Annotated in this window: 10 protein-coding genes; 6 read left to right on the top strand and 4 right to left on the bottom strand. The window is 59.4% G+C overall.

Annotated elements, in window-relative coordinates:
• Positions 1 to 6 precede the first annotated feature (6 nt).
• Together fhuA and mrcB are read right to left on the bottom strand one after the other, a co-directional pair.
• Positions 7 to 2,214: a ferrichrome porin FhuA gene (gene fhuA / locus LGM20_RS21000; RefSeq protein WP_023292033.1), complete on the bottom strand. Its 2,208-nt coding sequence runs from the start codon at positions 2,212 to 2,214 to the stop codon at positions 7 to 9.
• 234 nt (positions 2,215 to 2,448) lie between these two features.
• On the bottom strand, positions 2,449 to 5,004 hold the full coding sequence (gene mrcB / locus LGM20_RS21005; protein ID WP_044521074.1) for a bifunctional glycosyl transferase/transpeptidase: 2,556 nt from the start codon (positions 5,002 to 5,004) through the stop codon (positions 2,449 to 2,451).
• Positions 5,005 to 5,382: 378 nt separating this feature from the next.
• On the opposite strand from mrcB, the gene LGM20_RS21010 reads away from it, so the two are divergent.
• On the top strand, positions 5,383 to 5,529 hold the full coding sequence (locus LGM20_RS21010) for a hypothetical protein (RefSeq protein ID WP_044521095.1): 147 nt from the start codon (positions 5,383 to 5,385) through the stop codon (positions 5,527 to 5,529).
• 62 nt (positions 5,530 to 5,591) lie between these two features.
• Positions 5,592 to 5,966, top strand: a complete 375-nt coding sequence (gene gspS, locus LGM20_RS21015; protein ID WP_023292031.1) for a type II secretion system pilot lipoprotein GspS — start codon at positions 5,592 to 5,594, stop codon at positions 5,964 to 5,966.
• Between the two features lie 39 nt (positions 5,967 to 6,005).
• Here gspS and gspB read toward each other — a convergent pair whose 3' ends face one another.
• Together gspB and pulA are read right to left on the bottom strand one after the other, a co-directional pair.
• Positions 6,006 to 6,563 carry a type II secretion system assembly factor GspB gene (gene gspB, locus LGM20_RS21020; protein WP_044521071.1) on the bottom strand — a complete coding sequence of 186 codons (558 nt, stop codon included), beginning with the start codon at positions 6,561 to 6,563 and terminating at the stop codon, positions 6,006 to 6,008.
• A 255-nt stretch (positions 6,564 to 6,818) separates the two neighbouring features.
• Complete coding sequence (gene pulA / locus LGM20_RS21025) at positions 6,819 to 10,109, bottom strand: pullulanase-type alpha-1,6-glucosidase (RefSeq protein WP_044521070.1); 3,291 nt, start codon at positions 10,107 to 10,109, stop codon at positions 6,819 to 6,821.
• A 184-nt stretch (positions 10,110 to 10,293) separates the two neighbouring features.
• Here pulA and LGM20_RS21030 point away from each other — a divergent pair, with 184 nt between their 5' ends.
• Genes LGM20_RS21030 through gspE form a run of 4 tightly spaced genes read left to right on the top strand, consistent with a single transcriptional unit; the run spans position 10,294 to position 14,731 of the window.
• Positions 10,294 to 10,431, top strand: coding sequence for a hypothetical protein (locus tag LGM20_RS21030; protein ID WP_032429281.1), 138 nt, complete (start codon positions 10,294 to 10,296; stop codon positions 10,429 to 10,431).
• Positions 10,416 to 11,258, top strand: coding sequence for a type II secretion system protein GspC (gene gspC, locus LGM20_RS21035; RefSeq protein WP_032452715.1), 843 nt, complete (start codon positions 10,416 to 10,418; stop codon positions 11,256 to 11,258). The genes LGM20_RS21030 and gspC overlap by 16 nt, the downstream gene beginning before the upstream one ends.
• Positions 11,259 to 11,267: 9 nt before the next feature.
• Positions 11,268 to 13,241 (top strand): GspD family T2SS secretin variant PulD, encoded by a 1,974-nt coding sequence (gene pulD / locus LGM20_RS21040; protein ID WP_023292027.1) that lies wholly within the window; start codon positions 11,268 to 11,270, stop codon positions 13,239 to 13,241.
• Entirely contained in the window at positions 13,238 to 14,731 is a 1,494-nt protein-coding gene (gspE, locus tag LGM20_RS21045; RefSeq protein ID WP_044521064.1) for a type II secretion system ATPase GspE, read from the top strand. Before pulD ends, gspE begins: the two co-directional genes overlap by 4 nt.
• Position 14,732: the final 1 nt, after the last annotated feature.

Raw genomic sequence — 14,732 nt, forward strand, 5'->3', positions numbered from 1 at the left:
AGGTGGTTAGAAACGGAAGGTGGCGGTGGCGACGACCTGACGTCCGGCCCCCCAGTAGCAGGCGTATTCGCTGTAGCAACTGGAGACATATTCGCGGTCGAACAGGTTGTTGACGTTGACGCCGACCGACGAGCCCGGCAGGCCAAAGCGCGCCAGATCGTATTTCACCGTCGCATCCATCAGCGCATAACCGGCCACACTAAAGGCATCATTTTTCTTACCGGTACTGGTGTCATTTTTGTAGTAGCTGACCGTTGAACCGATATAGCGCGCCCCGGCCCCAATCGTCAGACCGCTCAGCGCGGTTTCGTGGAAGGTATAATCCGCCCACAGGGAGGCCATGTTACGCGGCACTTCCGCCGGACGTTTACCGTTGAACACCGTATCGTGAGTGTACTCCGCATCGGTGTAGCTGTAGGCTGCGGTGACGTTAATATTGGCGTTCACCGCCGCCTTCGCCTCCAGCTCAAGGCCGCGGGAGCGGATTTCGCCGGTCTGGATGCTGAACGCCTGGTTAGCCGGATCCGCCGTCAGGTTCTTGTCTTTGGTCAGCTGATAGACCGCCGCGGTGACCACCACCGGCATATCTTTCGGCACATATTTCACGCCGGCTTCATACTGCTTACCGCGCGACGGATCGAACGGCTTACCGCTGCTGCTGGATCCCGATACCGGTTCAAACGATTCGCTGTAGCTGAAGTACGGAGAGATACCGTTATCGAACAGGTAGTTGATGCCTCCGCGCCAGCTGAACTGCTGGTCGTGGTTCTCCGCCAGGCTGTTGGTGGCGCGGGTTAACGTTGAGGTCGTGGCGTAATCGTAACGGCCGCCCAGGGTCATCACCCATTTATCCCACTCCATCTGATCCTGCGCGTACAGGCCAGTCTGCTCCATCCGGTTGAGCACCGCGTACGGGAAGGTGACCTGAATATTCGGGTTGCCGTACTGCGGATTGTTCATGCTGATGGGATCCGCCGTCCCGTAGTCGGCATCCACATCGTTACGCATCCGCGAGTAGTCCACGCCGGTCAGCAGGGTATGGCTAACCGCGCCGGTGGCGAAATCAGACTGCAGCTGAGTATCGACGGTGAAGGTGTTCAGGTGCTCGTCGGAGCGCACATAGGCGCGATTCATGTAGCCCGGCGCGACATAGCCGTTGCCGTACACCGAACGATAGAGCGTATGCACATCGGCATAGCGCAGGTTCTGCCGCACGGTAAAGGTGTCATCGAACTGATGGGAGAAGCTGTAGCCCACCATCTTCTGGCGGCGGGAGATTTTATTATCCGCCTCGCCTTCGTTGAAATCGGTCGGCAGCTTATGCGCCTTACCGTTGGCGTCGTAATACGGCACCACGGTGCCTTCGCGCGGCAGCCAGCCGTAGTAGCCCGCATCCGGATCATTCTGGAAGTTGCTCAGGAAGGTGAAGTCGGTTTTATCGTCCGGACGCCAGCTAAAGGAGGGCGCCACCGCGTAGCGGGTCGATTTCGCCATCTGCTGCTGGGCATCCTGGCTGCGGCCCAGGCCGGTCAGGCGGTAGGACCAGACGCCGGCATCATCAATGGCGTCGCTGAAGTCAAACCCGGTCTGCCACAGATTGTCGGTGCCCATCTTAAACTGCACTTCTTTCAGCGGCTCGGTGGTCGGGCGTTTGCTGACCATGCTGACGATACCGCCCGGGTTGCTGTTGCCGTACAGCACCGAGGTTGGCCCGCGCATCACTTCCACGCGCTCCAGGAAGTAAGGATCCATGGAGACTTCAGAGTAGTTATTCCCCTGCAGCTTCATGCCGTCCAGATACTGGTTGGTGTTGACGGTCGTCGAGGTGGTGAAGCCGCGAATGGTGACCACGTCATAGGTGGTCGAACTGCCGCGGGTGGAGAAGACGCTTGGCGTATAGGAGAGCGCCTCTTTTACCGTCGTCGGCTGGCGCATCTCCATCTCCTGGCGCGTCACCACCGACACAGACTGCGGCGTTTTTTCAATCGGGGTATCGGTTTTCGTCGCCGTGGCGGAACGTTTCGCCGCGATGGTCGGCGCCGGTCCCCAGGCGCTTTCCTGGGCGGCCGGGGCGGCAACGACGGTAATGGTTTCTTCTTGCTTCGGTTGTTCTGCTGCCTGTGCGTAGACAGACATGCCGCTAACCGCCGTGGCTACTACAGCTGCGACTTTACGCAGCGAGTGGTTTGGCTGAGCAGTTTTTGGACGCGCCATGGGTATATCTCTGATGAAAGTGAATGATAACGTAAACGAGAATTATTATTATGACGGGCGATATAATAGGCGAAACGTTGAAGGCAAGGCAAGCGATATGCCTGTCGCTGCGGGCTGAAGGCTGAATTAATAACCAGATAGTTATTATGGAGTTAAAGAGCCGTTAACTTTTTTACAGGCATAAAAAAACCCCTTAATACTTTCGTCTTAAGGGGTCTGGTCTTAGGGCTTAAATCAGTTACTGCCGAACATATCCTTGATCCAGCCCGCGACGCCGTCGCTCTTCTCCTGCTGCTTCGGCGGCTGCTGTTGCTGCTGCTGTTGCTGCTGAGGCTGCTGCTGCCCGGACTGATTGAACGGGTTGTTCGCTTCCTGCTGCTGCAACTGCTGCTGCTGCATCATTTCGCCCTGGCGGCACAGCGCATCCGGCTGCGTCGTCCACACCGGCAGCGAACGCATACCGCCGCTGCAGACGAAGTTGCCGTTGCTGTCCACGCCCATGTCGACCACGTCCTCAGGCGCCGTCAGCACCAGCGGCGTTGGCGTCTGGTTCGCCAGATAACGCTGGTAAATCGACATCGCACCGCTGGCGCCGTACAGTTTGGTTGGCTGGTTATTATCGCGACCCACCCAGGTGATGGTCACCTGGCTACCGTCGATCCCGGCAAACCAGGTATCGACGTTATTGTTGGTGGTCCCGGTTTTCCCCGCCAGATGGAGGCCCGGATACTTCGCGCCCAGCTGGCGCCCCGTCCCGCGCTGCACCACCTGCTGCATGGTCCACAGCGTCATGTAGGCCGCCTGGGCAGGCACCGCGCGCTCCGCCTGCGGGTAGCTCTGATACAGCACCGTGCCATCTTCCGCAATCACTGACCGCAGGGCGGAGAGTGGCGCACGGTTGCCGCCGCTGGCGATGGTCTGGAAGGCCTGGGCCACTTCAATTGGCGTCAGGTTCAGCGCGCCAAGCAGCATCGCCGGCACGGCGTTGAGCTGATTCTTCGGCGCCCCCAGTTTGGTCCAGGTATCGACCACCGCCGGCAAGCCCAGCGCCATCCCGAGGTTAACCGTCGGCACGTTCATCGAACGGGTCAGGGCATCCACCAGCATCACCTGGCCGCTGAAGCGACGATCGTCGTTCTGCGGCGACCAGGTCTGGCCGTTGGACAGGCGAATGGTCACTGGCGCATCGGCGATCCACGTATTCAGGCGATACTGGTTCGGCTGGCTCAGCGCGGTCAGATAGGTCGCCGGCTTGGCCAGAGAACCAATCGACCGGCGGGCCTGCATCGCACGGTTGTAGCCGGCGAACTGCGGCTCCGCGCCGCCGACCATCGCCCGCACTTCACCGGTAAAGCGGTCCACCACCACCATGGCGGTTTCCAGATCTGCCAGCTTGCGCTGTTTCTTCAGTACCGGGATCCCTTCAGTAGCCGCTTTTTCCGCGGCATCCTGCGCCACCGAGTCGAAGGTCGTGAAGATCTTCACGCCGGAGAGATCTTTCACTTTATCGCCCAGCTTCGCCTGCAGCTCCTGACGCACCATCTGCATAAACGCCGGCTGCGGTGAAATCACCCCGCCGCGCGGCTGCACGCCCAGCGGACGCGCGCTCAGCATGTCGTACAGCTCCTGGTCGATGACCTGCTGCTGCTGCAGCAGACGCAGCACCAGATTGCGTCGCTCAAGGGCCAGTTTCGGGTTGCGCCACGGGTTATAGACCGAGGCCCCTTTCACCATCCCCACCAGCAGCGCCTGCTGGTCGAGGCTCAGCTCTTCCACCGGACGGCCAAAGTAGTACAGGCTGGCCAGCGGGAAGCCGCGAATTTCGTTATCGCCGCTCTGACCGAGGTACACCTCGTTCATATACAGCTCAAGGATGCGATCCTTGCTGTAGCGGGCGTCGACGATCAGCGCCATGTACGCTTCGTTGGCTTTACGCCAGTAGGAGCGTTCGCTGGAGAGGAACAGGTTTTTCACCAGCTGCTGGGTCAGGGTACTTGCCCCCTGCACCGTCCGGCCTGCCGTCAGGTTCGCCAGCACCGCACGGCCGATGGAATAGAGGCTGATACCATCATGCTCGTAGAAGTGGCGGTCTTCGGTCGCCAGCAGCGTATCCACCAGCAGGTCGGGAAAGCCGCTGCGCTTCACGAACAGACGCTGCTCGCCGTTCGGCGACTGCAGCATGGTGATAAGTCGCGGATCGAGACGGAAGAAACCGAACTGGCGGTTGTTATCCATATTCTCGATGGTTTCCAGATGGTCGCCATCGAAGGTCAGACGCGCGCGCACCTGCCCTTCTTTACTGTCCGGGAAATCGAACGGACGGCGGATCATCTCGATGCTGTTGGCCTGCACCGTATATTCGCCGGGACGCGTCATCGCGCTGACCTGACGATACTGGGTGGCGTTCAGCAGACGCACCATCTCGTTTTTGCTGATCTGCATGTCCGGCTCAAGGTTCACCATTCGGCCATAGACCGCGGCCGGCAGCTCCCAGACTTTACCGTCAATGCGGCTGCGGATTTTCTGGTCGAGGTAGACGCCATAGGCGGCAATCAGCACCGCGAAGACAATCCCCAGCTTGACCAGCAGCCACAGCCAGCTGCGCTTACGACGAGGCTTGCCACCTTTGCCTTTGGCTTTTCTCGGCACCGGTTTCTCATCCTCATAATCATCGTCATCATACTCGTCGTCGTAGTCCTCTTCCCGGACCCGGCGACGGGTGACTTTCTGTTTTGTCGGACGTGGGGGTCTTCCCTTACGTCCGATAGGCTCGCGGTCATCTCCCGCCATGCTTTTTCTCCGCAACGTTCAGGCGCAAAGGCCTGATTCTCAATACTTCCCCTGTTCAGAGGAAGAAGAAATCTCTCAAATTAACGTCCTGGCTGCTTACCCTCGGGACGACAACCTGCTGGCGGGCAGAACGCGCCGCCCACCTTTCAAAGGGTTGGTTTGCTTCGTTTCACATGATACTAACAATAAAAATTCACCATAAAATCATTGTGTTAAACGCATCACTGGCAGAATGAGTCAGAACATAGCACGTAATGTTCAGGGCATACAGGATAGCACTAAAATGCGACATTCTTAACCAGCATTTTACCTCGTGCTCACGTAACAAGATGGGAAAGAGTATGTTTTTTAATAACATAAAAAATGACGCTCGCCCTGATGCCAAATGCGGCGGCATCATCTGCCGCAGAAAATATATTTTCCGGCCGCCAATGTTTATTATTGAAAGAAGTAAAGGGGATTAATCGAGTTTCTGCCAATAAAAATGAGAGCCTGTTAACATTTATGCAGAATCATATTTTATGATGACACCAGGGAAATATTTGTTAAACTAGCGGCCAGTGATTCATTATTTTGATTACTCTACTATGCGCATTCCGCTTATATTTCCGCTTTGCGTGGTGGCCGTGCTCTCTGGCTGCCAACAGAAACCCGCCTCAACGCTCAGTCCGGCCATCAGTAGCCAGGCGCAGCTCGAGCAGCTCTCGTCCGTGGCGGCAGGAACGCGCTATCTCAAGAATAAATGTAATCGTAGCGATCTGCCCGCCGATGAAGCTATTTATCGCGCGGCGGTGAATGTCGGCAAAGCGCGCGGCTGGGGAAATATTGACCCGGCAACGTTAAGCCAAAATAGCGACCGGCTTTACCAACAGCTTTTACAGGACAGCACCCCGGAAGCCGCGCAGTGCAGTCAATTTAATCGCCAGCTTGCTCCCTTTATTGCCAGCCTGCGCGGCGACTAAGCAAAATATCTTCAACGCGCATTTTATTGCGCGTGCCCCTTATTCGCCTTTCGGCTCCTCGTCAATTTTCCCCCCGGGCCAGTCCTCCAGCGCCGCGAGGGTAAAGGTCGTGCCGTTGAAGCTAAAGATCGTCACATCCTGCTGGATCTGCTCCACCACCAGATTGGGCAGCGGGGAGTCGCCCTCCGTCCACGCTTTGCCATTTAACACAATGCTGCGCTTTTCCGCTAACGAGGCGTAGACATGCGCGCTATAGCGCAGAGGCGGCAGCGTATCGCTGTCCACCACCGGCGCGGCGGGCGCGCTGGGTTTTGTCGCCGGCGGCGGCGTCTTTGGCGCGGCCTCTCCGGCTGCGGTTAACGGCAGAAGCGCCGCATGCGCCACCGGCAAGGGCAGCGTTTGCGGCGGTGCCGGATGACGCCACTGCTCGCCGCCAAACCAGCCGAGCGCGAATAATAATCCGGCGTACAGCGGGATAATCCAGCCTGGGATCTGCACCATCCGGCCGCGGATCACCGGCGCGTCCGCCTGCGCGGAAGGCGGCTGATGCGCCACCAGCGGGGGGATCCCTCTTTCACTGTCATCACGAACAATCACCACGATCTCCTGTTCCCTCACGATAACGAGAAGGCGCCCTTACGGGCGCCCCAAACGGCTGACAAAGCGCAATCTTCAGGGATTGCCCGGCGGCGCTGCGCTTGCGCGGGCCTACAGCTAACTGCATAACGGTTTGATATTGCAGTCCTTCACAGGCCGGGTAAGGCGAAAGCCGCCACCCGGCAGAAAGGCGGCACAATATCAAACCAGGTTTGTCATCAGCCAGAGGCGCCCTTACGGGCGCCCCACGTCACGTTATTTACTGCTCACCGGCAGGCCGGCGCCCTGCGATTCGCCCTGCGGCAATTCGAGAACAGCAACCGACCAGGCCGGCAGCGTGACCGAGCCGTCAGCGGCAATCTGCACGCCGCTGGCCAGCGAACGGTCGCCCGCCGCCTGCTGGATGGCGCTCAGCTGGAGCGATGTGCCGGCGAAATCCTGCAGCGTCCGGCTTTCCGGAGCGGCGTTAATCGCCACCACGATGCCGTCGACGCGGCTGTCCAGACTGGCGCCAGCCTGCATCCCGTCATCGATGGTCATCACCAGCAGACCGGTCTGCTGATCGGCGCCGGTATTGCGGAAGTCCACACGCTGCATCACCGTCGCGCCGTCGCCGAGGGTAAACAGCGGAGATGACTTACGCAGCGCGGTCAGCTCCTGATAAAACGCGGTCATCTGCTTGAGCTCGGCTTCACCCGGGGTGGCCACCCAGTCCTTCACGCGGGCGATGATGTCATAGTTGCTGCCATCATCGCTGCTGCGCGGCATACCGACGTTGTAGTTGTTGTCCTGCAGGGAGTAATCCACGCGGTTAAACCAGTCGCCGGAATCATACGAGTCGCGGGTAAAGGATTTGGAGCGCAGCAGCTCCGAGCCCTGCTGGTCAAAGGCGATCCCCTGGCCGAGCATGACCGTGGCCAGCGACACCGCCTGCATCCGGACGCGGGTGTCGAGATCCGCCTCCTGAGCGGCTTTGTAGCTGATCATGTCCCACAGCGTCTGGTTGTCGTGTTTTGACACATAGTTCACGACTTCCGTCGGATCAGCCGCGTAGCCGCCAGGCGCGCCGTTATAATCAATCTCGCTGCCTCTCTTCACCGCGCCGTCTTTGTCGATCAGCACGAAGTCCGCAAGGTTACCGGCCATGCCGAGACGGGTCAGATCGGCGAGGTGGCGCGCCTGATCGTCGGTCAGGGTGGTCAGCTCATTCGGCAGAACGCCGGCCCCGCTGCCCACGCCCTGGTTCTGGCGCAATGCATCGCCGGAGTCGAACGGCCCGCCGCCGCGCACGGCGTCGCGCAGACGATCGGAGAACGTGCCGATCCCGGTGCCTTTGAGATTGATTTGCGAGGCAATTTCAAAGCGATCGCTCTGGTTGGAATCCCAGCCTTCGCCAAAGAAGTAGATATCCGGGTTCAGCGCTTTAATGCGCTCCCAGGCCGAGAGGATCTGCGCTTTCGGGTGGTAGCCCATCAGGTCGAAGCGGAAGCCATCGATCTTATAATCGGTGGTCCATACCGCCAGTGAATCGGCGATAAGCTTGGCGAACATCCGGTGCTCTGGCGCCGAGTCGGAGCAACAGGTGGCCGATTCCACGCTGCCGGTGGTTTCGTTCAGACGCTGATAGTACCAGGGGACGATCTTATCCAGCACCGAGGTGCGGTCGGTCGGGCCAGCGGCGTTGGTGTGGTTGTACACCACGTCCATAATGACGTTCATTCCCAGATCCTGCTTGATCGCCTGAATCATGGTGCGGAACTCTTTAATGCGCGCCGTGCCTTCCGGGTCGGTGGCGTAGGATCCTTCCGGTACCGTGTAGTGGAACGGATCGTAGCCCCAGTTATAGGAGTCGGTCTGCGCCACCAGCGTATTCAATGCCTGCACCTGCGGGTTATCCTTACTGTCGTTCTGCTTCAGCTGAGTCAGCACCTCTTCAACCGTCGAACCGCTGTCGCAATAGCCCGCGAACTCGCTGCTCTTCACCGCGCTGTTGACCTCGCACAGGCGACTGAACGGCTGCTGAATATCGGCGACTTTGTCGCTGAACTCATTGACCGTCGCCAGATCGAAGACCGGCAGCAGCTCAATATGGGTCACCCCCGAAGCCGACAGCTGCTTCAGATGCTGGACCATATTGCTCTCCTGGGCGGTGAGCGCCAGATACTTACCGCGCAGCTCCGCAGGAACGGTTTGATCCCAGGCGGAGAGATCGCGAATATGCGATTCGTGGATCGTCATCTTCGCCAGGTCAGCTTTGGTTTTCTGCGCGTGCGGCATCGTCAGCCCGTCCCAGCCTTCCGGCTTCAGCGCGCTGTCGTTCAGATCGACCACCTGGCTGTACTCCGAGTTGGTCGACAAACTGTGGGCGTAGGGATCGGTCACTTCGTACTGCTCGACTTTGCGCGACTGCGGGTGGTAGACCGTCATCGCGTAGCGGTAGAACGCGCCCTTCAGGTCGCTCCCTCCCTGCCAGGACCAGGCGCCGGAGGCGCTGTCGCGGGTCATCGGGTGGCTGGCAACCACTTTCTTGTCCGCACTGTAGAGCACCAGCTCGACCTGCTGCGCCGTGGGCGCCCAGACGCGGAAGGTCACGCCGCTATCGGTTAGCTGGGCGCCATAGCTCAGCGCCTCGGCGGCGGCGGCATAGGTATCATCCAGCACGCCGGCGGTCTGCACCTGGGTGGCGGAGCTCAGTATCCCGTCGCTTTCGGCGGATATCGCCACCGTCTCGCCCTGCAGCAATTCCTCGACGTTGACGTCATCCGGCAGCTTAAAGGCAGGATAGCTGGCGAGATGCGGGAAGCGCATGCTCACCTGCTGGCTGACGGTGGTCGGGGTCAGCTTGACATACTTATCGGTAAATTCGCCGTTACTGTCGGCGGCCACCTTACTGCTGTGGCTGTAATAGAGACGCACAATGGGTTTATTTTCCCCGCCCGGCCACAGCAGAGTGGTCTTATCGACCCAGTGCGCATCGGCCAGCGCCACGCCAAAGGCGGCGCGGAAGGCGTCGGCGCGGGAGTCATAGACCGCGCTGTTGCCGGCGATGACCGATACCGTCCGATCGGTGAAATCACTGAAAGAGACGCGCAGGTCGCTGTCGATAAGCTTATTGGTGCCATCGCGGACGATCACGTTGATACACCCGCTCTCTTTAGTCAGCGGGATCACCCAGTAAGGGCCATATTTGTCGCTGCCGGTCGGCGTGGTGCTGACATCATTCCAGTCCGCCACCGGCGCGCTCAGCGCATCACAGGTTTCGTTATTCCACAGATAGAGGTTTTTGCTGGCATAGTCGGCCGGCGTGCTGCTGGTGATGCCGGCGATATCGACGAGGTGAATGACAGCCTGGTTGGCAGAGGCCTGTACCGCTTCGCCAGGGACGGCAACGTCCGGTAAACGGACGACGACATCCTGCGGGTCGGGCGTGCCAGGATTACCGGGTTCGCCAGGTGAGCCAGAGGAAGAGGAGGAAGAGCTGTTATCACAGCCACTCAATAATACTAACGATCCAAGAAATAGGGCATGACAGGTATATCTGAGCATTCGATAGTCCCTAATATGCTTATTAAATTATAAAAGGTAAGAAAGGATGAATATCTTTACAGCGCGCTAATTAGATATTTTTGCTTTCTCAGGCGCAATCATCCCCCACAAATGAGAGGGGGGCGTAGGAAGCCGGGGGAGTAAATGAATAAAGGGAATGACGACCGCAAACCGCAAACTGATTATGATTCGCCACGCTTATCGCCACTCTCCGGCAATAATTCATTCAAAAGCCAATAATCACCTACCTGTTTCGGTAGGGTATTACGCCAGCGTGCAGAAAAATAAATTAGCAAAGGGATTAAAATGCCAATTTCTGTGATGGGGTTAACAAATATAAATAAAGGGATAATTAAATTATTACCCCGAATTGTGACGCTCATCATATTAATAACCGCCATTCCGCAGCTGGCGAAATTAACCTGGCGAGTGGTATTCCCTGTCAGTTCTGAGGATATTTCCGCCCTGCCGTTAACTGCGCCTCCGGCAGCGGAACCGGAATTAAAAAACGTGCGGCCCGCGTTTACCCTGTTTGGCCTGGCGACGAAAAATCCCCCCGCGCCAGCGGAGGCCACCAGCCTCGATCAGGTGCCGGTTTCCAGCCTGAAGCTACGCCTGGCCGGGCTGCTCGCCAGCAGCAACCCGGCGCGTTCCATCGCGATTATTGAAAAAGGAAATCAGCAGGTTAGCCTTAGCGTCGGCGATACCACCCCGGGATACGATGCACAGATCGCTGCCATCCTGCCAGACCGGATCATCGTCAACTATCAGGGGCGCCAGGAGGCCATTTTATTATTTAACGATACCCGCGCGTCGTCGTCATCGCCCGCCGCCGCGCCCCGTCCGCCCCTTATGAAGCGACTCCGTGAGCAGCCGCAAAATATCCTCACTTATTTAACGATTTCGCCGGTACTCAGCGGCGACAAACTGCAGGGCTACCGACTTAACCCTGGCAAAGACGCCTCGCTGTTTCGCCAGGCCGGCCTGCAGGCAAATGATTTGGCGATCGCCTTAAATGGCATCGATTTACGCGATCAGGAACAAGCGCAACAGGCGCTGCAGAATCTGGCCGATATGACCGAAATAACGCTAACCGTTGAGCGGGAAGGCCAACGACACGATATTGCTTTCTCCCTGGGGGATGAATAATTGCCAACCATGAAACGCCTGCGAAAAATGCTTCCTGCGCTGCTGATATTAACCCCGCTGCTATTTTCTCCGGCCGCCGCGGAGGAATTTTCCGCCAGTTTTAAAGGCACCGATATCCAGGAATTTATCAATACCGTCAGCAAAAACCTGAATAAAACGGTGATTATCGATCCCAGCGTACGCGGCACTATCACCGTGCGCAGTTACGATATGCTCAATGAAGAGCAATATTATCAATTCTTCCTCAGCGTGCTGGATGTATATGGCTTCGCCGTGATTAATATGAATAACGGCGTGCTGAAGGTGGTCCGCGCCAAAGACGCCAAGACCTCGGCCGTTCCGGTCGCCAGCGAGGCCGCGCCGGGCGAAGGCGATGAGGTTGTCACCCGGGTGGTGCCCCTGACCAACGTCGCCGCTCGCGATCTCGCGCCGCTGCTCCGCCAGTTGAACGATAACGCTGGCGCCGGCAGCGTGGTCCATTATGAACCTTCCAACGTCCTGCTGATGACCGGCCGCGCGGCGGTGATCAAACGCCTGCTGACCATTGTCGAACGCGTCGACAACGCCGGGGATCGCAGCGTGGTGACCGTGCCTCTCTCCTGGGCCTCCGCCGCGGAGGTGGTCAAACTGGTTACCGAACTCAATAAAGACACCAGCAAGTCGGCGCTGCCGGGATCGATGGTGGCGAACGTGGTGGCCGATGAGCGCACCAACTCGGTGCTGGTGAGCGGCGAGCCAAACTCGCGCCAGCGCATTATCGCCATGATCAAACAGCTCGACCGCCAGCAGGCGGTGCAGGGCAACACCAAAGTGATCTACCTGAAGTACGCCAAAGCCGCCGATCTGGTGGAGGTCCTGACCGGGATCAGCAGCTCGCTGCAGAACGATAAGCAAAGCGCCAAACCGGTGGCCGCGATCGATAAAAATATTATTATCAAAGCCCACGGCCAGACCAACGCCCTGATCGTCACCGCGGCGCCGGACGTGATGAACGATCTGGAGCGGGTGATCGCCCAGCTGGATATCCGCCGCCCGCAGGTGCTGGTGGAGGCGATTATCGCCGAAGTGCAGGATGCCGACGGACTCAACCTCGGTATCCAGTGGGCCAATAAAAACGCCGGCATGACCCAGTTTACCAACAGCGGATTGCCGATCTCCACCGCGATCGCCGGCGCCAACCAGTACAACAAAGACGGCACCATCAGCAGCTCGCTGGCCAGCGCCCTCGGCTCGTTTAACGGTATCGCCGCCGGCTTCTACCAGGGGAACTGGGCGATGCTGCTCACCGCCCTCTCCAGCAGTACCAAGAACGATATTCTGGCCACCCCCAGCATCGTCACCCTCGACAATATGCAAGCCACCTTCAACGTCGGCCAGGAAGTCCCGGTGTTAACCGGCTCGCAAACCACCTCCGGCGACAACATCTTCAATACCGTCGAGCGCAAAACCGTGGGCATTAAGCTGAAGGTGAAACCGCAGATTAACGAAGGCGATGCCGTGCTGCTGGAGATTGAGCAGGAAGTATCGAGCGTCGCCGATTCGGCCTCCAGCACCAGCAGCGATCTCGGGGCGACCTTTAATACCCGGACGGTGAATAACGCCGTGCTGGTGGGTAGCGGCGAAACGGTGGTGGTTGGCGGGCTGCTGGATAAAAGCGTCACCGATAGCGCCGACAAAGTGCCGCTGCTCGGCGACATCCCGGTGATCGGCGCGCTGTTCCGCTCCGACAGCAAGAAAGTGTCGAAACGCAACCTGATGCTGTTTATCCGCCCGACCATTATTCGCGACCGCGATGAGTACCGCCGGGCCTCCTCCGGCCAGTACACCGCCTTCAACGATGCGCAAACCAAACAGCGGGGCAAAGAGAGCAGCGAAGCATCGCTCAGCAACGATCTGCTGCACATCTATCCGCAGCAGGAGACCCAGGCCTTCCGCCAGGTTAGCGCCGCCATTGACGCCTTTAACCTCGGAGGCCGCCCATGACGCCAGCCGCCGAACGCCGTCCGCTGTTGCCCTTCGCGTGGGCCCGCGCGCACCATCTGGTGCTGCTCAGCGACGGCGAACGCTGCGAAGCGCTGTGCCGCGCTGATACCGCCGCCCGGGCGCTGCTGGAAGCGCGCCGCCTGGCGGACGGGCCGATGAGCGTCAGCCGTCTGGCGCCGGAAGCGTTCGAGAAAGTGCTGGTGCTCAGCTATCAGCGCGACTCGGCGGAAGCGCACCGGATGATGGCCGACATCGGCAATGAGCTTGACCTCTATACCCTCGCCGAAGAGCTGCCGGATACCGACGATCTGCTCGACAGCGAAGACGATGCGCCGATTATCCGTCTGATCAACGCCATGCTCACCGAGGCCATCAAAGAGAAAGCCTCCGATATCCATATCGAAACCTATGAGCGCCATTTGCAAATTCGCTTTCGCGTCGACGGCGTGCTGCGGGAAATTCTGCGCCCGCAGCGGCGGCTGGCCGCGCTGCTCATTTCGCGCATCAAGGTGATGGCGAGCCTGGACATTGCCGAAAAACGGGTGCCCCAGGATGGCCGCATGGCGCTGCGTATCGGCGGGCGGGCGATAGACGTGCGCGTCTCCACCCTGCCCTCCAGCCACGGCGAACGCGTGGTGCTGCGCCTGCTGGACAAAAACAGCGTCAACCTGGATCTGCAGACGCTGGGCATGCCCCCCGCCCTGCTTGACCAGGTCGACGCGCTGATCGCCCGGCCACACGGCATCATTCTGGTCACCGGACCGACCGGTTCCGGGAAAAGCACAACGCTCTACGCCGCCCTCAGCCGCCTCGACGCCCGGGAGCGCAACATCATGACCATTGAAGATCCGGTGGAGTATGAGCTGGAAGGTATCGGCCAGACCCAGGTCAACGCCAAAGTCGAGATGACCTTCGCCCGCGGCCTGCGCGCCATACTGCGCCAGGATCCGGACGTGGTGCTGGTGGGCGAAATCCGCGATGGCGAAACCGCCCAGATCGCCGTCCAGGCCTCGCTGACCGGCCACCTGGTGCTGTCGACGCTGCACACCAACAGCGCGCTGGGGGCCGTTTCCCGCCTGCAGGATATGGGGGTGGAGCCCTTTTTACTCTCTACTTCGCTGCTGGCGGTGATGTCGCAGCGGCTGGTGCGTCGGCTGTGCCCGCACTGTCGTCAGCCCTGGCAGGCGGATGCTGACGCCGCCCGGCAGATGGCGGTCCCGGCCGGTACGCCGCTGTGGCAGCCAAAAGGCTGCGCCCGGTGTAATTTCACCGGCTATCGCGGACGCACCGGCATTCACGAGCTGCTGCTCATTGACGACCGCGTCCGCGCCGCCATCCACCGCGGCGAAAATGAGATCACCCTGATCCAGCAGCTGGGGCCAGCCTGGCAGACCCTGCGCCATGCCGGGCGCGATAAAGCGCTGGCGGGGATCACCAGCTGGGAGGAGGTGATGCGGGTCACCGAACAGCAAACGGCGGACAGCGTCTGAG

The organism is Klebsiella quasipneumoniae subsp. quasipneumoniae, assembly GCF_020525925.1.
In the GTDB taxonomy this organism is placed as follows: domain Bacteria; phylum Pseudomonadota; class Gammaproteobacteria; order Enterobacterales; family Enterobacteriaceae; genus Klebsiella; species Klebsiella quasipneumoniae.

Bases quoted from the DNA above. Each gene is read 5' to 3' on its own strand.
- fhuA (WP_023292033.1), bottom strand. From the start codon at position 2,214: ATGGCGCGTCCAAAAACTGCTCAGCCAAACCACTCGCTGCGTAAAGTC.
- mrcB (WP_044521074.1), bottom strand. From the start codon at position 5,004: ATGGCGGGAGATGACCGCGAGCCTATCGGACGTAAGGGAAGACCCCCA.
- LGM20_RS21010 (WP_044521095.1), top strand. From the start codon at position 5,383: ATGCCAAATGCGGCGGCATCATCTGCCGCAGAAAATATATTTTCCGGC.
- gspS (WP_023292031.1), top strand. From the start codon at position 5,592: ATGCGCATTCCGCTTATATTTCCGCTTTGCGTGGTGGCCGTGCTCTCT.
- pulA (WP_044521070.1), bottom strand. From the start codon at position 10,109: ATGCTCAGATATACCTGTCATGCCCTATTTCTTGGATCGTTAGTATTA.
- LGM20_RS21030 (WP_032429281.1), top strand. From the start codon at position 10,294: ATGATTCGCCACGCTTATCGCCACTCTCCGGCAATAATTCATTCAAAA.
- gspC (WP_032452715.1), top strand. From the start codon at position 10,416: ATGCCAATTTCTGTGATGGGGTTAACAAATATAAATAAAGGGATAATT.
- pulD (WP_023292027.1), top strand. From the start codon at position 11,268: ATGAAACGCCTGCGAAAAATGCTTCCTGCGCTGCTGATATTAACCCCG.
- gspE (WP_044521064.1), top strand. From the start codon at position 13,238: ATGACGCCAGCCGCCGAACGCCGTCCGCTGTTGCCCTTCGCGTGGGCC.